General features: G+C 38.8%; 15 protein-coding genes. 13 read left to right on the forward strand and 2 right to left on the reverse strand.

Features of this window, described 5'->3' with window-relative positions:
* Positions 1 to 46: 46 nt before the first annotated feature.
* Together BM163_RS00165 and BM163_RS00170 are read right to left on the reverse strand one after the other, a co-directional pair.
* The gene (locus BM163_RS00165) at positions 47 to 1402 is read right to left on the reverse strand and encodes an MATE family efflux transporter (protein ID WP_089798972.1); all 1356 of its coding nucleotides are present in this window, start codon (positions 1400 to 1402) and stop codon (positions 47 to 49) included.
* A 166-nt stretch (positions 1403 to 1568) separates the two neighbouring features.
* Positions 1569 to 2342, reverse strand: coding sequence for an HAD family hydrolase (locus BM163_RS00170; protein ID WP_089798974.1), 774 nt, complete (start codon positions 2340 to 2342; stop codon positions 1569 to 1571).
* Positions 2343 to 2650: 308 nt separating this feature from the next.
* On the opposite strand from BM163_RS00170, the gene BM163_RS00175 reads away from it, so the two are divergent.
* The 13 genes from BM163_RS00175 (at position 2651) to BM163_RS00235 (ending at position 19178) form a co-directional block, all read left to right on the forward strand.
* Positions 2651 to 3598: a YybS family protein gene (locus BM163_RS00175; RefSeq protein ID WP_089798976.1), complete on the forward strand. Its 948-nt coding sequence runs from the start codon at positions 2651 to 2653 to the stop codon at positions 3596 to 3598.
* A 35-nt stretch (positions 3599 to 3633) separates the two neighbouring features.
* A complete protein-coding gene (locus BM163_RS00180) occupies positions 3634 to 5607 on the forward strand; it encodes a DHH family phosphoesterase (protein ID WP_089798978.1) in 1974 nt (657 codons plus the stop codon).
* Entirely contained in the window at positions 5604 to 6050 is a 447-nt protein-coding gene (gene rplI, locus BM163_RS00185; RefSeq protein ID WP_089798980.1) for a 50S ribosomal protein L9, read from the forward strand. Before BM163_RS00180 ends, rplI begins: the two co-directional genes overlap by 4 nt.
* Positions 6051 to 6164: 114 nt before the next feature.
* A complete protein-coding gene (dnaB, locus tag BM163_RS00190; protein ID WP_089798982.1) occupies positions 6165 to 7532 on the forward strand; it encodes a replicative DNA helicase in 1368 nt (455 codons plus the stop codon).
* 235 nt (positions 7533 to 7767) lie between these two features.
* On the forward strand, positions 7768 to 9057 hold the full coding sequence (locus BM163_RS00195) for an adenylosuccinate synthase (protein WP_089798984.1): 1290 nt from the start codon (positions 7768 to 7770) through the stop codon (positions 9055 to 9057).
* Positions 9058 to 9323: 266 nt separating this feature from the next.
* On the forward strand, positions 9324 to 10775 hold the full coding sequence (locus BM163_RS00200; RefSeq protein WP_089798986.1) for a M23 family metallopeptidase: 1452 nt from the start codon (positions 9324 to 9326) through the stop codon (positions 10773 to 10775).
* Positions 10776 to 10927: 152 nt separating this feature from the next.
* Positions 10928 to 12226, forward strand: coding sequence for a chloride channel protein (locus tag BM163_RS00205; RefSeq protein WP_089798988.1), 1299 nt, complete (start codon positions 10928 to 10930; stop codon positions 12224 to 12226).
* Between the two features lie 128 nt (positions 12227 to 12354).
* A complete protein-coding gene (yycF, locus tag BM163_RS00210) occupies positions 12355 to 13053 on the forward strand; it encodes a response regulator YycF (protein ID WP_089798990.1) in 699 nt (232 codons plus the stop codon).
* A gap of 4 nt (positions 13054 to 13057) precedes the next feature.
* A complete protein-coding gene (gene walK, locus BM163_RS00215; protein WP_089798992.1) occupies positions 13058 to 14887 on the forward strand; it encodes a cell wall metabolism sensor histidine kinase WalK in 1830 nt (609 codons plus the stop codon).
* Positions 14887 to 16239, forward strand: coding sequence for a YycH family regulatory protein (locus tag BM163_RS00220; RefSeq protein ID WP_089798994.1), 1353 nt, complete (start codon positions 14887 to 14889; stop codon positions 16237 to 16239). The genes walK and BM163_RS00220 overlap by 1 nt, the downstream gene beginning before the upstream one ends.
* Positions 16220 to 17176, forward strand: coding sequence for a two-component system regulatory protein YycI (locus tag BM163_RS00225; protein WP_089798996.1), 957 nt, complete (start codon positions 16220 to 16222; stop codon positions 17174 to 17176). The genes BM163_RS00220 and BM163_RS00225 overlap by 20 nt, the downstream gene beginning before the upstream one ends.
* Positions 17173 to 17973, forward strand: coding sequence for an MBL fold metallo-hydrolase (locus BM163_RS00230; RefSeq protein WP_089798998.1), 801 nt, complete (start codon positions 17173 to 17175; stop codon positions 17971 to 17973). Before BM163_RS00225 ends, BM163_RS00230 begins: the two co-directional genes overlap by 4 nt.
* A gap of 14 nt (positions 17974 to 17987) precedes the next feature.
* Complete coding sequence (locus BM163_RS00235; RefSeq protein WP_089799000.1) at positions 17988 to 19178, forward strand: S1C family serine protease; 1191 nt, start codon at positions 17988 to 17990, stop codon at positions 19176 to 19178.
* Positions 19179 to 19271 lie beyond the last annotated feature (93 nt).

Below are 19271 nucleotides of genomic sequence, written 5' to 3' on the forward strand. Positions count from 1 at the left end.
CAGGCTTATATTATTTAAGGGTAGCTAGGATTATAATAGACAGGAATTAAACGGCCTGTTTTTGTTTGCGATATATAATTTTCAGCCGGATAAGGAAACCAATAGCAGCACCAGTTAAGCCTATCGAAATACCAATCCATAGCCCAAATGGTCCAAGGTCAGTAAAGCGAGCAAGAGAATAACCAATAGGGATACCTAATATCCAATAAGAAATAAACGCGATAAAGAAAGGAACTTTAACATCTTTATACCCGCGCAAGACCCCCTGTAAACCCGCCTGCGCACCATCAGATAGCTGAAAAAGGATGGCGATTAAAAAGAGGCTCCCAGCGTAGTGAATAACCTCAGTATCATTAGAATACCAGCCAGCAATCGACATTCTATTAAAATATAAAAATATAGCCGTAACCGATAGAACTCCAAGTCCGCTTAGAACGCCAAGGAAGCCATAATGTTTAGCGTTATCAAGCCGTTTGCCTCCAACAGAAAAACCAACAACGATGGTAAGGGCCATCGATAAGCTGAGTGGAATCATGAAGATTAATGTTGTAAAACTGATGACGACTTGATTAGCAGCAATCACAACTGTTGAAAACATAGCGCCAATAAGCAACGTTACGACAGAAAAAATACTCGCTTCAAAAAATATGGACAAGCCGATAGGGACACCAATCTTTAACTGTTCTTTAAAAGAAAGTAATGACGGTTTGACCCAGTCAATAAAGACGCGGTGCCGTCTAATATTCTCAATCTTAAACAACATAAAAATACTTGCAATTAGAATGACCCAATAGGTCAGTCCTGTCGCATAGCCGGCTCCAATACCTCCAAGTTCAGGGAAGCCAAATTTACCAAAAATCAAACTATAGTTAAAAAAGATATTAAAAGGCACAGCTAAGATAGTAATGAACATAGAAATGCGCGTCAAACCTTGTCCGTCATAAAAGTTTCTCAGTACATTTGAAATAAATAAAGGAATCACTCCAAAAGCAAGACCACCTAAATAATTAGCAGCGATATACTGAACTTTAGGATCTAAATCCATCAAATTCAAGATAGGAGATACCACAAACAGTCCTGCTATAATGATGGCAATAGCTATCATTAAGGCCAAATAAATAGCTTGAGTGACTGTATTATGAATTTTATTTTGTTCATTACGACCCAAATGATGGGCGATAATTGGTGTAACAGCTAATGTGACACCGTTCATACCAGTAAATACAGGTGACCACACACTAGCACCAATGGCCACACCTGCTAAGTCATTTGTTCCAACACGACCAGCCATAATGGTATCGACTAAATTCATCATGGACAAGCTAATTTGAGTGACCATGATGGGCCATAAAATTCTAAGAAACAAGTGCATTTTTTCTTTCAATGTATCAGCATGATACACGTAAACCCCTCCTAAAAACAACATGTGTCTCTGTGCGTTGTTAAATAGATAGCTCAAATACAATCCGTTTGCTGAGCCATAAGAAAATCCCTCACAGGCGTGAGGGAGGTTTCTGTCCGTTTAGATTATCCTACCAAACTACCGTAAAAAAGACAATCTATATATTTTAGAGACGTTTAATGATTGGTAGTACTTCTTTTAAACGTTTAACTTCATAAGTGGGTTGAATGTCTTTTACGGTTTGGTTATGATGGTTAATCCAAATGTTTTTCATACCTATTCTGTTTGATCCTAAAATATCGGTATTTAAATTATCGCCAATCATAATCGCATCTGATTTATCTGTGTCTGCAAGTGATAGGGCATATTCAAAGATAGCAGGATCAGGTTTACCGCGACCAAATTCACCTGAAATAACAACATGATTGAAGCGTTGCGCAATTTCTTTTGTGATATCAAGTTTTAAGCGTTGTAGAGATGGTGCACCATTGGTGAGTAAGAGTAACGTATAATCGTCTCTTAATTCATCTAGGACATCGAATGTCTCTTCATAAGTGAAGGGGTGCTTCATACGTTCAACAATAAATCGCTCACTTAAAGTCTTAGCAAGTGCATCATCGTCAATATTGAGTGCGAGCAAGCCTTGTTTCCAAGCGTTAAACTGATAGTTTGGAATCGTTGTTTTCATTTGTTGAAAAGCTTCACCAGGGTCGTCAAATGTCCCCCATAAGCCTTCAAATGGATTAATACCAATCATTTGGGTATGTTCATAAGTTGGATAGGATTGATAGAGTTTGCGAGCAGCAGATCGAACAGCTTCTTCAAGTGCTGAAGCATCGATATTAGCTACTGATTCGCACGTACGATCAAAAGCGGTTTGAATACTTTTCTTGTCCCATAGTAACGTATCATCTAAGTCAAAACAAATTGTCTTTAACATATGTTTCCCCCTCTAATGTCTCTTGGATAACTTTTTTCTATTATAACAAGGAACAGTTAAAACGACAGGTTTTTTTTCTAAAAAGTTTGACAATAGTCAAAAAACCGCTTAGATTTGTGCTTTCAATCATGAATCGTTATAATTATTTAAGCATGACGTCTCCAGAGAAAAGTGAGAGAATCATTGTGGAAACTGTTTAAAGCGACCGTAATTTGGTATACTTGAGTAGGTGCTGTATATTTACAAGCACGAGAGAAATCAGTCTATTACTACGTGTCGTTAATCTATGAATATATCGAGGTGTCTTTATGAATGAACAACAAAATCAATGGATTAAGGACTTGGTGATGTATGGTGGATTATTTATTATCTTACTCGTACTCGCATCTATCGCACCAGGCGCTACCTTATTCATTGTCGCAGGAATGCCTGTGCCACTAACAATCTTTACGTATAAGCACGGTTATAAACGAGGACTCATCATGAGTGGCATTGTCTTACTTAGTACGTCTATTTTCGCTTTTACTCTTTTCATTATATCTTTACCACTTGCCGGACTGTCAATCCTTGTCGGACTCCTAGTAGGAGAGGCGATTAGAAAACAAAAACATCCGTATGAGACGTTGGCACAAGGTACGATGGGATATATGATAGGATTTATCTTACTCATTTTTGTTGTGGAGACATTCATGGGTGTGAGTCTCATGACTGAATACCGTGTCGTAATTCAAGAGTCACTGGCACAGTCAGGACAATTAATGGAAGCAACTGGTTTAGAGGTAACAGAAGATACATTGGCTGCTATTGAACAGCAAATGTTGATCGTCTTAGATTTACTTCCAGCTATTCTCTTGGTTGGCTCACTTATATTTGCTCTTATTTTACAGTTTCTGAGTTATAAGATGATAAATACGCTTGATCATCAAAAGTATCGTTTTCCACCTTTTTATCGTTTCCAATTACCTAAAGCGACAATCTGGCTGTTTTTAGTGGTCATCATTCTCGACTTGATTGATTTCGGTCCAGATGCTTTTATGACGATTGTTCTCATGAACGTGCTCCTTGTGTTTGGGTTATTGTTCTCTCTACAAGGATTGTCATTTATGTTTTATTACTTAAATTATAAGAAGCAATCAAAAGTATTAGGTATTGTGTTGATGGTTATTGGTCTGGTAATTTTACCTGTAGGTCTGTACGTAACTAGAATCTTAGGTATAATTGATATAGGCTTTATGTTGCGGAAACGATTAAAATAACCAGACAATCCTCATATAAGTAGGAGTTGAAGACGATGCAGAAATGGTGGGTTAAACCAGACCTGAAAAGGCATATTATAGTAAACTATGTTTTATCTTTTTTGCTATTAGGATTTACATGGTTTATCGCATGGCCTTTAGGATTGTTGATGACCGTTCTATTGGGGCTCGCGCTTTACTATACCATTAAGCAAGAACATCAAATCACAGAAGAACAAGAAGAATATATATCGACGCTTTCTCACCGAGTGAAGAAAGTAGGCGAAGAGGCCTTACTAGAAATGCCGATCGGCATTTTACTCTATAGTGAAAACTATCAAATTGAGTGGGCTAATCGTTTTATGAATAGCTTCAGTGAAGGTGATACGTTAGTTGGTGAAGCATTAGATGTGTTTGATCAACAATTACTGCAAGCAATTAAAGAGGAAAAAGACCATATTACAATTGATGTGGAAGATAAAAGCTTCCTTGTGACAATCAAAAAAGAAGAGCGACTTCTATACTTCTCTGATCGAACGAAACAAATTGAAATACAGACCCGTTATTCAAAAGAGAAAACAGTGTTAGGTATCATCTTTTTAGATAATTACGAAGAGATTACTTCTGGTATGGATGATACAGCTAAAAGTCATGTTAATTCTGATGTGACGTCATTATTAAATGATTGGTCTAACCGTTACGGTATTTATTTAAAACGGATATCTCAGGAGCGTTTTTTAGCTATCCTAAGTAAAGAAATCCTGTATGAACTTGAACAGACAAAGTTTGATGTTTTAGATGAAGTAAGAGAACTTATTTCAGATAATAAAAATGTCCCACTGACGTTAAGTTTTGGTGTTGGGTATGGCAATGTGAGCTTACCACAACTCGGGGAACTGGCTCAATCGAGTTTGGATTTAGCTTTAGGACGTGGGGGAGATCAAGTCGTCTTAAAAGATGATGAGGGGAAAGTAAGATTCTTTGGTGGGAAGACGAACCCAATGGAAAAGCGTACACGTGTTAGAGCACGAGTGATTTCACATGCATTACAAGATTTAGTTATTCAAAGTGAACAAGTCATTATTATGGGACATAAAAGTCCAGATATGGATTCAATTGGCTCAGCGATTGGTGTTTTGAAAATGGCGATTAGTAATGATGTCGACGGTTATATCGTTATTGATGAAGATGAGTTTGACTCAGGTGTCGAGCGTTTAATGCATGAAGTAAAAAATACAGCATTATTAGAACATTTTATTACACGAGAAGAAGCGTTGGAACTTGTAACAAAGCAAACATTACTTGTAGTAGTAGACACACATAAGCCGGCGCTCGTCCAAGAAGAAAAACTGTTAAATAAGACAGAACACGTTGTGGTGATTGATCACCATCGTCGTGGGGAAGAATTCATCGATCAACCTATTCTCGTCTATATGGAGCCTTATGCCTCCTCTACAGCAGAGCTCATTACAGAGTTACTTGAGTATCAACCAAAACGTTTAAAACTCACAAGCCTAGAAGCTACGGCGCTTTTAGCGGGAATTATAGTAGATACGAAGAGTTTTACACTAAGAACAGGCTCGCGTACATTTGATGCGGCCTCGTACTTACGCTCAAAAGGCGCTGATACAATTCTAGTTCAACGCTTCTTAGAAGAAGATTTAGATATATATATTAAGCGCGCCCGCTTAATTGAGCAAGCTGTTATTCATCATGGATGTGTAGCTATAGCAAGGGCAAGTAAGGGTGAAACTTTTGGTCCGGTCGTGATTGCTCAAGCAGCAGATACGCTGCTTACGATGAGTGGGATTGAAGCCGCTTTTGTTATATCAGAACGAAGTGATGGTCGCGTGGGTATTAGTGCACGTTCGCTAGGGGATGTCAATGTGCAGCGTGTTATGGAACAGATGGACGGGGGCGGTCATTTAACAAATGCCGCAACACAACTTGCGAATATTTCGATTGAAGAAGCTTATGGTAGGCTTCTTGAAATAATAGGTGAACTATTTGAAGGAGGAACTAGAGAATGAAAGTGATTTTCACACAAGATGTTAAAGGAAAAGGGAAAAAAGGCGAAGTGAAAAATGTTTCTGAAGGCTATGCTCGTAATTATCTATTAAAGAATAATTTAGCTGTAGAAGCAACACAAGGTAATTTAAAAGGACTTGAAGCACAAAAGAATAAAGAAAAACAAAAAGAACAAGAAGAAGTTAAAAAAGCAGAACAACTGCGCGATACACTGAAAACACTAGAAGTGACATTGAAGACGAAAGCTGGTGACGGTGGTCGATTATTTGGGTCCATTACAAGTAAACAAATCGCTGAAGAACTACAAAAAGCACATAATATTAAAATTGATAAGCGAAAAATAGAGCTTGATCAACCGATTAGGTCACTCGGCTACACAAATGTACCAGTAAAATTACACAACGACGTTACAGGTGAAATTAAAGTACATGTGCTAGAACAATAAAGAACGGATATAGAGGGGAGTGAATCCTCTCTTTGTTTTTATCTATATAAAGAAAAGGATCAATGGTCTAAGATGTTAGATGAGGTAAAAACGAACCTTTAGGGAGTGATAAAGATGAGCGAAGACTATTTAGATGCTAGAAGACCTCCGCATAGCATTGAGGCTGAACAAGCAGTGATTGGTGCGATTTTCCTTGAACCAGAAGCGATGTCAACAGCCTCAGAATTTTTATTACCGTATGATTTTTACCGTCCAAGTCATCAGCGCATTTTTCAAGTGATGATGCAGCTCAGTGATCGTGGAGAGCCGATTGATTTACTAACGGTGACCAACGCTTTAAATTCTAGCAAGTTGTTAGAGGAAGTTGGAGGGGTAAGTTATCTAACAGAACTCGCTGATGCTGTTCCAACAGCGGCCAACATTGCTTATTATACGAAAATTGTTGAAGAAAAGTCTGTTTTACGTCGCTTAATTCGAACAGCTACAGACATTGTCACAGAGAGTTTTAACCGAGAGGACGAACTTGAAGATGTCTTAAGTGAAGCAGAAAAGAATATTCTTGATGTTAGTAATCGTCAGAATGCTAATGCTTTTAAAAATATTAAAGATGTCTTAATTGATGTGTATGACAATATTGAACAACTGCATGAAAAAAGTGGTGATGTAACAGGTATTCCTACAGGTTTTAGAGATTTAGATAAGATTACTTCTGGATTTCAGCGAAATGACTTAATTATTGTGGCTGCTCGTCCATCTGTTGGGAAAACCGCTTTTGCTTTGAACGTTGCTCAAAACGTAGCCATAAAAACGGATGAAAATGTAGCCATCTTTAGTTTAGAGATGGGAGCTGATCAACTGGTCAGTCGTATGTTATGTGCCGAAGGTAATATTGATGCGCAGCGCTTAAGAACTGGAAGTCTTGAAGCAGAAGACTGGACAAAGCTAACGATGGCCATGGGAAGTTTATCAAACGCAGGAATTTTTATTGATGATTCACCAGGTATTCGGGTAAATGAAATCAGATCAAAATGTCGTCGATTAAAACAAGAACACGGCCTTGGTATGATCTTAATTGATTATTTGCAACTCATTCAAGGAAGTGGCGCAAGCGCGAAAGAAAATCGTCAACAAGAAGTATCGGAAATATCACGGTCTTTAAAGGGACTTGCGCGTGAGTTAGAAGTGCCTGTCATCGCCTTATCACAGCTATCACGTGGGGTAGAGCAGCGGCAAGATAAACGACCAATGATGTCTGATTTGCGTGAATCAGGCTCAATTGAGCAGGATGCGGATATTGTTGGTTTTTTATATCGTGACGATTATTATGATAAAGAATCAGAAAAGCAAAATATTATTGAAATTATTATCGCAAAACAACGTAATGGTCCTGTAGGGACCGTCGAATTAGCTTTCGTAAAAGAATACAATAAATTTGTTGATTTAGATCATCGCTATTCTGCCCAAGACATACCGTCAGCTTAAATCAAGCCCATCACAGTGAACAAAAGTGATGGGCTTGATGCGTGTATAAAACCAAACATTCTATCTGAAAATAAGATGATTTCAATCTAAATAACATATCGCTTATCCGTGATTTTTATTCGTATTTTCATTGTTATTCAACGATTTAATTGATAAAATGAAGCTGTATCAATTAAAAACACGAACAATATTGAATATAAAAACAAAAACAAACGGAAAGTATGAGGTGCGGTAAATGACATCAGTCGTAGTCGTAGGAACGCAATGGGGAGACGAAGGAAAAGGGAAAATTACTGACTTTTTATCACAAGATGCAGAGGTCGTTGCCCGTTATCAAGGGGGGAATAACGCAGGTCACACGATTAAGTTCGATGAGACCACGTATAAGTTACACTTAATACCTTCGGGCATTTTCTTTAAAGAAAAGACAAGCGTATTAGGTAATGGAATGGTCATTGACCCTAAAGCACTCGTCGAGGAAATAGCTTATTTACACGAACGAGACGTCACGACAGATCAATTAAGAATTAGTAATCGCGCCCATGTTATTTTACCGTATCATATTACGCAAGATATATTGGAAGAGGATCAAAAAGGTGCGTTAAAGATAGGAACAACGAAAAAAGGTATTGGCCCATGTTATATGGACAAAGCAGCACGAATAGGAATTCGCATAGCGGACTTACTTGATAAGGAAGTATTTAAAGAAAAACTAACACAAAATTTAGCAGCTAAAAATCGCTTGTTCACTAAAATGTTTGAGGCAAAACCACTTAACTTTGATGATATTTTTGAGCCCTATTATCGCTACGGACAGCAAGTCAAACAGTACGTTGTAGACACATCAGTTGTTTTAAATGATGCGATTGATCACGGGCGCCGGGTATTATTTGAAGGTGCTCAAGGCGTTATGCTAGATATTGACCAAGGGACATATCCTTTTGTCACGTCATCTAATCCAGTGGCTGGAGGGGTAACCATTGGCTCGGGAGTAGGTCCATCAAAAATCAATCGTGTTGTGGGTGTTTCTAAAGCTTATACAACACGGGTAGGAGATGGCCCTTTTCCAACAGAACTGGATAACGAAATAGGTGAATTGATTCGAGAAGTAGGTCGTGAATACGGAACGACGACGGGTCGCGCGCGTCGCGTTGGTTGGTTTGATAGTGTTGTTGTGAGGCATGCGCGAAGAGTAAGTGGCATTACCGATTTATCACTTAACTCATTAGATGTGCTCACAGGAATAGAAGAATTAAATATTTGCGTAGCCTATCGTTACCAAGGCGAATTGATTCGTGAGTTTCCGGCGAGCTTAAAAGTTTTGGGTGAATGTGAACCTGTGTATGAAACACTGCCAGGATGGAAAGAGGATATTACACATGTGCGCTCCCTTGATGAGTTACCAGTAAATGCCCGTCATTATTTAGAGCGTATTTCACAATTGTCAGAAATTCCATTATCAATTTTTTCTGTAGGGCCAGACCGCACGCAAACAAACATTGTTAAGAATGTTTATCGTTTATAGATTTGTAAATAATTACAGCAACGCCACCTAGAAAAAGGTGGCGTTTTCGTATGCGCAAAAAGACGCTTTTTTCAGCAAATCAGCACACATAAAATAACACCAATTAAAAGATAATGGTGTTAAAAAATAACGTTAATTTCCGGTAAATACCAACTATGATACAGTTATGTTACATTATGATTAAAAGGGTTCCGTTCGTAAATCTACCTATGGTAAGCTACAAGAGTCGAAAAAAAACAGCCATTCCTTAGTAGGAGGATTTAACTATGTTACCCGAAATCACAAAACATATAACAAAAAAGAATATATTGATTGCGCTTTTCACTACTTTTCTTATTACCCTCATCGTTGGCGCTTTAAACATGCAACAAAATGTTGCTTACGCGAGTGAAGGATTTGAGTTAAAAACAATTTCTCACGTTTACCTGGACGATACCCATGTTGGTCCGGTTAACGATGAAGCTGCTGTTGAAACTTTGATTGAACAAGCGATAGAAGAGGAAAGCGCACGTCGTGACGATGATTATACGTTAGATATTAAACAAAACGTATCATTTGTAAGAGAGACAGCTTTTGGTCCAACGGACCAAGAACAGGCGACCCTTAGGAATATAGAGGAACAGCTGGACATTGATGTGAAGGCAACAACATTACAATTTGATGGTGATGTTGTCGGTTATTTCAAGGATGAAGAGGCAATTGAAACACTGCTCTTTCATTATCAAAAGAACTTTGTTGATGAAGATATTTTAAACGAAATAGCAGATGTTGAAGATGGGGAAGAGATTCATATTAAGCGCGGAGATACTGTTATTAAAGGTGTATCGTTCTCTCGCCCAGTTGAAACGTCAGAAGCGGTTGTTTCTGAAGAAGAGCTACTTACTTTAGATGAAGGTTTACGACTTTTAGAAAAGGGAACCTTAACAGACAAAATTCATACGGTGAAGTCTGGTGATACATTATTCAGTATTGAAAGTCAGTATGATATAACCCTTGATCAATTATTTGCGATAAACAAAGATTTATCAGAAGAGACGGTTTTACAACTTGATCAAGAAATTAACGTGACTACTTATGCACCATTTGTTGATGTCATTGTAAAACAAGAACAGCTTGTTGAAGAGGTTATTAAATTTGAAACAATTACAGAAGAAACAGATGATCTGTTTAAAGGTGAAACACGTACAGTGACAGAAGGAAGTAACGGTTCAAAAGAAGTAACGTACGAAATCGAACGTATTAATGGCAAAGTTACTTCGAAAGAAGTACTAGAGTCAACGGTCACAAAAGACGCTGTTAATAAGGTCATTGAAAAAGGAACAAAAGTAATTTCTTCACGTGGTACAGGAGATTTTAGCTGGCCTGCAGTAGGCGGTTATATGTCAAGTTCTTACGGTCCACGTTGGGGGTCTTTCCATAAAGGCATTGATATTGCCCGCCCATCAAATCGCAATATTCTAGCAAGTGACAACGGTGTTGTTGAGAGTATACGTTACGATGCAAACGGTTATGGTCACTACCTAGTGGTAAACCATAACAACGGTTATAAAACATTGTACGCGCATTTATCTCATATCAGTGTAAGTATTGGTCAAACTGTACCAAAAGGTGCTGTTCTTGGTACAATGGGTTCAACAGGTCGCTCGACAGGTATTCACTTACACTTTGAAGTGTTAAAAAATGGGGCTAATATTAACCCAGCATCTGTATTAAACTAAAAGATTGATCTATATAAAACCTCCATGACTTTGATGAAAGTACATGGAGGTTTTTTTCATGGTTAAAGAGTATCTAAACCGCAACAGATATGCTAAGATGAATGTAATTTAATGGCGGTTTTTAAAGGTGCATGAAGTGAAGGAGGGAAGTCATGCTTCGATACGTAAATATATACATGCTTAAATGGCTATTCTTTGCGACATTAGTCGGTATCGGCGGAGGTATCTCTGCGATTATTTTAAACGAATCCATCGCGCTTGTCGGCCAAGTGAGTAGTACTATACCTATATGGCTTGGACCAATTATCGGTGGCGGCTTGGTTGTGTTAATTGCTAAAGTCGATGAGGAAGTGTTTGGTTCTGGTTCACCGAAGTATATTGATGCGGTGAATTTAGATAATGGAGAAGTAAAGCGACGGACATGGTTATCAAAGCTTGTTGCCTCTGCCTCTACCATTGGTTTTAATGGCAGCGGAGGAGTCGAAGGTCCAATGCTGTTGATGGGGTCGAGCTTTGCTAACCTCATTACTAAAATAAAATTTCTGCGAAAATGGACAACAGACGATGATCGCCGGATTCTATCGATTGCAGGTGCCGCCGGAGCCATAGGCGCTATTTTTCGTTCACCGCTTGGTGGTGGTATATTTGCAGCTGAAATTTTATATAAATCATCACTTCATTATAGTGATATATTTCCAGCAGTCCTCTCATCTACCGTCGGATTTATTGTTTATTCAACCTTTGGTACCGCTGACCCAATGTTTATTATGACCGATTATCAAACGAACCCTCGAAATATCATATACTATGTTCTTGCAGGCTTGTTGGCGGGCTACATGACGATTATTTTTACAAATATCTTTCATAAAATAGAAACGTATACAGACTGGTTAAATAAAAAAGGCCTAGGCACCTATTTGCCAATAATCGGTGGGTTACTGACGGGTGTCGTCTTATTGTTCGTACCAGAAGCTGCTGGAACGGGGACACGTTTTATTCAACAGTTAATTCATCAACCGCTGACGATCAGTTTTTTACTTATCCTTGTTGTGGGTAAAATTTTTGCGACGTCATTTACAGTTGCTTTTAGAGGAAGTGCCGGTCTTGTAATCCCTGCGCTATTTATTGGTGCCGTGTCTGGTGGAATCATTAGTAGTCTTTTTGGTTTTGGGACAAATGGCATTCATTCTGCGCTTATAACAGCGGGCATGTCAGGTGCCTTAGCAAGTGTTGCGAACGTACCTATTGCGGCGACTATTTTAATTATTGAAATGGTGGGCTACCATGTAGGTGGTGCAGCAGTAATTGGCAGTGTCGTTGGCTTTTTAGTTGGCCATCACCGCATGATTTATATTAACTTTAAACCAGATGATAAAGGTTTTAATCAAGCAAAAGAATTTAGAAAACTGGACCGCTACTTTGAAGGTGTAACAGAAGAGTCCAATGATTGAGAAAAAAGGACTTGATAACAGTCGCTATCTGTATCAAGTCCTTTTTAAAATGAAACAGTATAATTTTTAATTTTAACTGAAGTAAGGTAAAATGAGAGTAACTGTGAATAATCGAAGGAGGATCACGAATGGCTTATAAAATACTAGTAGTAGATGATGAGAAACCCATTGCAGATATATTGAAATTCAACTTAGAAAAAGAGGGGTATGAGGTTGTGTGTGCGCATGATGGCGATGAAGCGATTGTCAAAACACAAGCAGAAAACCCTGATTTAATTTTATTAGATATTATGTTACCAAATAAAGATGGTAACGAAGTATGCCGAGAAGTACGTAAAACACATAATATGCCGATTATTATGTTAACAGCAAAAGACTCAGAAATTGATAAAGTGCTTGGACTGGAACTTGGGGCAGATGATTATGTCACAAAACCTTTTAGTAACCGTGAAGTAATTGCGCGTGTTAAAGCCAATTTACGTCGTCAACAACAACCTGTCGAAAGCCAACAGTCAAATGATATCGAAGTTGGACAGTTGGTGATCCATCCAGATTTATATAGTGTTACAAAGTCCGGCAAGCAAGTGGACCTTACTCACCGAGAATTTGAACTACTACACTATTTGGCCCGCCATATTGGCCAGGTCATGACCAGAGAACACTTACTTGAGACCGTATGGGGTTATGATTATTATGGTGATGTGCGTACGGTTGATGTGACCGTTCGACGCTTACGCGAAAAAATTGAGGATACACCTAGTCACCCAACGTGGCTTATTACACGCCGCGGTGTAGGCTATTATTTAAGAAATCCTGAACAGGAGTAATGCTATGAAGAAAGTGAGTTTCTTTCAATCGATTAGGTGGAAAATTATCGCCATTATGATTTTGCTTCTTTTGCTGGCCATCCAAGTGATTGGTGCATATTTTGCTCAACGATTGGAGACTGACCTTAAACAAAGCTTTGAAGAATCGATTGATGAACGTTTAAATGTGCTTAATTATAATGTCCGGGAAGCTTTCACGAAAGATCGGACAGAGACAGAAGACGGCATTACTTTAGAACAAGAAATCGCGAGTGTCGTCGCATTTTATGGTCAGGACGATGACTATTCACGTCTGCAAATTGTTGACCGTCAATTCCGTATTGTAGGAACAAACACAGAAACTACGGATGTTGGGAAGTTAGTCTCTGGTGAGAGTCGTGTTCGTTCTGTCATCATGTCGGGGACGCCGATTCGTTCCATTGAACGAAACCCAGCGACTGGTGAACGCCACTTAGTAAGAATCATCCCAATTACAAGCAATGAAGATGAATCACTGGGGGCTATTTATTTAGAAGCTTCGATGGAGGATGTCTATAGCCAACTCCAAAGTATTAATCAAATTTTCTTAAATGGGACATTAATTGCTATTGTCATCTCAGCACTTGTGGGAATCTTGGTTGCGCAGGCAATTACTAAGCCTATTACTGAAATGAGACAACAGGCTAAAGTCATGGCAGAAGGAGACTTCTCACAAAAAGTGAATGTCTACGGTGTCGATGAAATCGGTCAGTTAGCGCATACCTTTAATGAGATGAAGGAGCGCATTAAAGTTGCTAATTTAATTACTGAAGAAGAAAGAAGAAAGCTGAGTTCAATTTTATCAAACATGTCAGACGGTGTCATTTCAACGGATGAACAAGGAGAAATTACGTTAATGAATGAGCCAGCGATGGTGCTTTTAGGACAATCATTTGAACAATTGAAAGGCCGGTCGCTTTTTGAGGTGTTAAATATAGATGAGTCGACTGTTGATATACTAGAAATGCAAGATTCCGGTTCTATAACGATTGATATGAGCGACGATGAACAGTTCTTTCTTTTAAAAGCAAATTTCACCTTTGTTTTAGATGAGTACGAACGTTTTAGCGGTTTAATTACCGTATTAAGTGATGTAACAGAAGAAGAAAAGGTCGAGCGTGAGCGACGTGAATTTGTATCAAACGTATCACACGAATTAAGAACGCCGCTCACGACGATGCGCAGTTACTTAGAAGCGCTGACTGATGGTGCATGGGAAAATAAAGACATCGCTCCGCAGTTTTTAGAAGTGACTCAAAACGAAACAGAACGGATGATTCGTCTCGTGAATGATTTGCTTCAATTATCTAAAATGGATCATAAAGAAATGGATATGTTGAAAGAGCGTGTCAATGTCATTCCGTTTTTCCATCACGTACTTGACCGCTTTGAAATGAATAAAGAGGAAACGGTACGAATCGATCGCACGATACCTAAAGATAGTATTTTTCTTTGGCTAGATAAAGATAAGATTATTCAAGTCATTGATAATATTATGTCAAATGCGCTTAAGTATTCACCCCCAGAGGGCGTGATTCGCTTTAGAGTGACAAAGGAACGCAATCGAATTAAAGTGATGATTCAAGACCAAGGTCCGGGTATTCCGCCGGATAAATTAGATAAAATCTTTGACCGTTTCTATCGTGCTGACCGAGCACGTTCAAGACAGTTAGGTGGGACTGGCTTAGGTCTTGCGATTGCAAGAGAAATAATCCAAAATCATCACGGCCAAATTTGGGCAGAATCAGAAGAAAGTAAAGGAACGAAAGTATTCTTTACTTTACCTTTAATAGCTCGCAAACGAGGGGTGTCATAATGCCTATCGAACATATTAAATCATTTATTTTAATCTTGCTTATTTCCTCAAGTCTTATGTTAACTTTTGCGTTATGGAGTGAGCAACCAAATTATCAAATGTCTACGGAAGAAGAAGATTTAATTGACGCTGAATTAGACGGGGGGACACGTCTATCACGTCGTGACGTCATTGAACCATTTGAGTTGATTCGACACGATGATCGGCTTGAGACGCCGATTGGCTTAAGTACTGCGGATAGGCGAACGCGTTTAACTGAAGCGATGGCAAATCTCTCTTTGTATAATTTCTCTAAAATTACGATGACGACCCCTTGGTATCAAGAAGAGGCGAATCGAGTGGAAGTTATTTATCAAACCGCCTTACCTTCAGCGGTTATAACCGACTTATTTAATGTTGATGTGGAAACATATATTCCAACGGGAGACTTTAATCGCGTGGTTTTTTTAGAGGGGCATGATATGTATCAGCTCTTATTTGTAAATGATACAGATGATGAAGTGATGGTTGCTAACGCTCAAAACTTCAGTCAAAACATGGCATTATTTATGCAAATATTTAATGCTGAGGAAGAGCCTTACCGTTACCTTACGTATGAAGGAACAAGAGGATCACTGATCTATTTACCAGAAAACATCACCAAGCAAACGAGACTATTTGCTTATACCGAACTTGATCAGGATGATTTTATTAATTTACTGTTTAGTAAACCTTCAATTGTTCGGAGCGCTTACACGTATGGTGGTGACACTAACTATATTGACGGTACCCGTGAGATGATTGTTGATGGCCGCGGGATTGAGTTTACTAATCCAACGAACGAACCGCTTGACCAGACAGAGCGTATTTCAAGTTATCAGCTTTTGGACCAAGTGCAAAGCTTTATTAATGCCCATTTAGGTTTTACTTTTAGAGAACCGTTTGGCTACCAGCTAAGTGACATTAGCCAAACAGCGGTCTCTAATGAGGTTAAATATATTCTTACGTATGAAGATACACCGATTTTTTATGACCGTGATTTAACGGAAATCACCGTACGTTGGCATAATGAAAGTCTCTACCAGTACTATCATCCATTGATTATGTTGCTTGACCAGCGAGGTGTTGGTCAAACAACATATGTTCCTAGCGCTGAGACAGTGATTGATATTCTAGATGGACCTAACTATCAAGGGACGGCTATATATGACGTTGTTTTAGGGTATAGACTAACAGAACAGTCTGATAGTCAAGGGCAAGTTTATGCTTTAACACCTACATGGTACGTAAAAGGTGTTTATGGATACAGTCCGCTTGTGCTTCCACTTGAAGAAAGTAAAGGAGGGATGGCACATGCAATGGGGGCAAATTAAATCATTGTTCATTATTTGTTTTCTAATTTTGAATGTGTTTCTTGCGAAACAGTTGATTGATCGCGGAGAAGAAACATTGTCTTTTATTCCTGAGGCTTCTAAAGAAGAGGAGCTAGAACTTAATATTTCTGGCCTAGATCGGTTAGATAATGAAATATATGAAGTGCCACTACTATATACAAGTGGCTATGACTTTAATGCGGTAGACAATCTCGCAAGTCAATTACCTAATCAAGAAGCCGTTGTTATTGACCATACGACGCTCTTTTCAAGGCTAACAACACCGATAGATATCCCTATTGATAGTGAAGATATGTTAACAACTGCTCTAGCTGAATACGTTTATTTAGGTGCAAGGTTTGAACGTTACCGCTTTTTAGAAGAGGCGGGACTCATGGTGTTTTTCCAGCGGATCAATCATCCGATTTTTTATAATCAACAGGCCCTGTTATTTGTTAAACTTAATGATGAAAATCAAATGACACATTATATGATGCGCGCAGTGGATATTGTAGAAGAAGAACATGATGATAAGCCGCAAACATTGTTGACGCAATATGATGCTATCTACCGTCTTTATCATAACTCAAACATTTTAAAAACGGGCGATGAGGTAACGGAGGTATCACTCGGTTATCATAACCTCGTCTCCTTACCAAATGGAGAACAATTGCTCAATCCAACCTGGCGAGTGAATGTGAATGATACGAGTGATTATTTCATTAATGCGATAGAAGGGCATGATTATCCGCAATATCAGAGCTTTATAACTGAAACGCTTGACCAGTTTGTTAGCTTGTTAAGTTCACCCAACGGAAAAGATGTCACGTATTATAATCTTAATGAAGACCGTGATAATGAATCAACATTATTAACGGCAATTAGACAACCGTTTATAACGGCCTATCATCAATTAACTGAGGTGGAATCTGAATGACTTTAAGCTTTTCTGTACTTGCCTCAGGTAGCTCAGGCAATGCATTTTATATAGGCACAGACAAAGAACGTATTTTAGTGGATGCGGGTCTAAGTGGTAAAAAACTTGACCAACTCTTTCAATCGATTCATGTTGATCCATCAACTTTAACACGTATTCTTGTTACACATGAGCATAGTGATCACATTAAAGGATTAGGTATATTTGCTAGACGGCATAATTTACCTATTTATGCGAATGAAAAGACATGGGAAGCGATGGAAGGTAAAGTGGGTAAACTATCGCTCGATCAAAAATTTACCTTTGACATGGAAACCGTACAATGTTTTAACGGCATTGATGTTGAATCCTTTGCTGTTTCTCACGATGCAGCAGAGCCAATGTTTTATACATTCCATCATGAAGGAAAAAAAGTATCATTAGTGACCGATCTCGGTTATGTTTCTGAGCGGATTAAAAAAACCGTAGAAGCTTCTGATGCCCTGATATTTGAAGCAAATCATGATATTTCTATGTTACAAATGGGCCGGTATCCGTGGAGTGTCAAAAAACGGATACTAGGCGATTACGGCCATGTCTCAAATGAAGATGCGGCACTTGCTCTAGAAGATATTATTAAAGATAAAACAAAAAGGATTTATTTAGCTCACCTAAGTAAAGATAACAATATGAAAGAACTGGCACGAATGGCTGTAGAACAACACTTAACAGAAAAAGATTTTCCTATTCACCATGGTCTTAAAATTTTTGATACCGATCCAAATGAAGCGACAGCACTTTGCCACTTAACTGACTAAAGGATGTGTGAGAGATGGTCTATTATGATGATGGAACACGGAAGAAGCACTATCGCTATAAACGTCGTGAGAGAAAATGGCTTTCTATAAGTCTTGCCTTTATTATGGGAGCCTTTTTATTTGCTGTCGCGTTACCGTATCTATCTGATACGGGGTTATTACCTTATGCGGTCGTGGATAAAGAAACTTTAAGGCTAAATGCCCCGATTGAACAAGTGCGCACCGAACAATCTGGTGATTTAACAGACATGATTGCTCATGCGATTCCAATGGTCGTAGGCATTGAAAACATTGGAGAAAACTTCTTAGGTCTCTTTCCAGAACAAAGCCGAGGCACAGGTTCGGGTGTTATTTATAAACTGGATGAAACAGTCGCACATATTGTGACGAATCATCACGTGGTCGATGGGGCGAATGACGTTCGGGTTGTTTTAAATAATGGAGAAAGATTAGCAGCAACCGTCCTCGGCACAGATCCTTTCACTGACCTTGCGGTCATTAGAGTCGAGCGAGGTTCGATTGATAAAGTGATGCCATTTGGTGATTCTGACCTAACAAAAGTAGGTGAAGATGTCATTGCGATCGGTAATCCACTCGGTCTCGATCTATCAGGCTCTGTCACCAAGGGGATTATTAGTGGTAAAGAGCGAATGATCCCAATTGATTTAAGTGGTAATAATCAAGCAGACTGGCAAGTAGAAGTGATGCAGACAGACGCAGCGATTAATCCAGGCAATAGTGGGGGCGCGCTAATGAATACGCTAGGTCAATTGATTGGCATTAACTCGATGAAAATTGCGGAATCGAGTGTAGAAGGGATTGGCTTTACCATCCCGATTAATGAAGCGATTCCTGTCATTGAAGAGTTAGAGAGTGTTGGTCAAGTTAGGCGTGCATTTTTAGGTATCGAAGCCTATAGTTTAATGGAAGTACCAAGAAATCAGTGGCAAACAACACTTAATTTACCTTCAGACGTTGAAGCGGGTGTTGTCCTTAATGCCGTTGTGCCTCAATCACCGGCAGATGAAGCCGGACTTCAAGCGCTCGATGTTATCGTTAAGCTGGATGACACAGCGATTGAAACGATGATTGACTTACGTAAGTACTTGTATCAAGAAAAGTCACCAGGCGATATCATACAGGTGACGTACTATAGAAATCAGGTCCGACAAACGACAGAATTCGAGTTATCCACACAAGAATAAGCAAACAAGAAGCAAAACCCCGTTGTTTAACCTAAACTTTAGGAAAAACAGACGGGGTTTTGTGTATAAAACAAAAAGTTGTACACAGGCTGT

This window comes from Halolactibacillus alkaliphilus (genome assembly GCF_900115465.1).
Classification (GTDB): Bacteria; Bacillota; Bacilli; order Bacillales; family Amphibacillaceae; genus Halolactibacillus; species Halolactibacillus alkaliphilus.

Excerpts from the sequence above, each read along its gene's own strand:
- BM163_RS00170 (WP_089798974.1), bottom strand. The coding sequence starts at position 2,342 with ATGTTAAAGACAATTTGTTTTGACTTAGATGATACGTTACTATGGGAC.
- BM163_RS00175 (WP_089798976.1), top strand. The coding sequence starts at position 2,651 with ATGAATGAACAACAAAATCAATGGATTAAGGACTTGGTGATGTATGGT.
- BM163_RS00180 (WP_089798978.1), top strand. The coding sequence starts at position 3,634 with ATGCAGAAATGGTGGGTTAAACCAGACCTGAAAAGGCATATTATAGTA.
- rplI (WP_089798980.1), top strand. The coding sequence starts at position 5,604 with ATGAAAGTGATTTTCACACAAGATGTTAAAGGAAAAGGGAAAAAAGGC.
- dnaB (WP_089798982.1), top strand. The coding sequence starts at position 6,165 with ATGAGCGAAGACTATTTAGATGCTAGAAGACCTCCGCATAGCATTGAG.
- BM163_RS00195 (WP_089798984.1), top strand. The coding sequence starts at position 7,768 with ATGACATCAGTCGTAGTCGTAGGAACGCAATGGGGAGACGAAGGAAAA.
- BM163_RS00200 (WP_089798986.1), top strand. The coding sequence starts at position 9,324 with ATGTTACCCGAAATCACAAAACATATAACAAAAAAGAATATATTGATT.
- BM163_RS00205 (WP_089798988.1), top strand. The coding sequence starts at position 10,928 with ATGCTTCGATACGTAAATATATACATGCTTAAATGGCTATTCTTTGCG.
- yycF (WP_089798990.1), top strand. The coding sequence starts at position 12,355 with ATGGCTTATAAAATACTAGTAGTAGATGATGAGAAACCCATTGCAGAT.
- walK (WP_089798992.1), top strand. The coding sequence starts at position 13,058 with ATGAAGAAAGTGAGTTTCTTTCAATCGATTAGGTGGAAAATTATCGCC.
- BM163_RS00220 (WP_089798994.1), top strand. The coding sequence starts at position 14,887 with ATGCCTATCGAACATATTAAATCATTTATTTTAATCTTGCTTATTTCC.
- BM163_RS00225 (WP_089798996.1), top strand. The coding sequence starts at position 16,220 with ATGCAATGGGGGCAAATTAAATCATTGTTCATTATTTGTTTTCTAATT.
- BM163_RS00230 (WP_089798998.1), top strand. The coding sequence starts at position 17,173 with ATGACTTTAAGCTTTTCTGTACTTGCCTCAGGTAGCTCAGGCAATGCA.
- BM163_RS00235 (WP_089799000.1), top strand. The coding sequence starts at position 17,988 with ATGGTCTATTATGATGATGGAACACGGAAGAAGCACTATCGCTATAAA.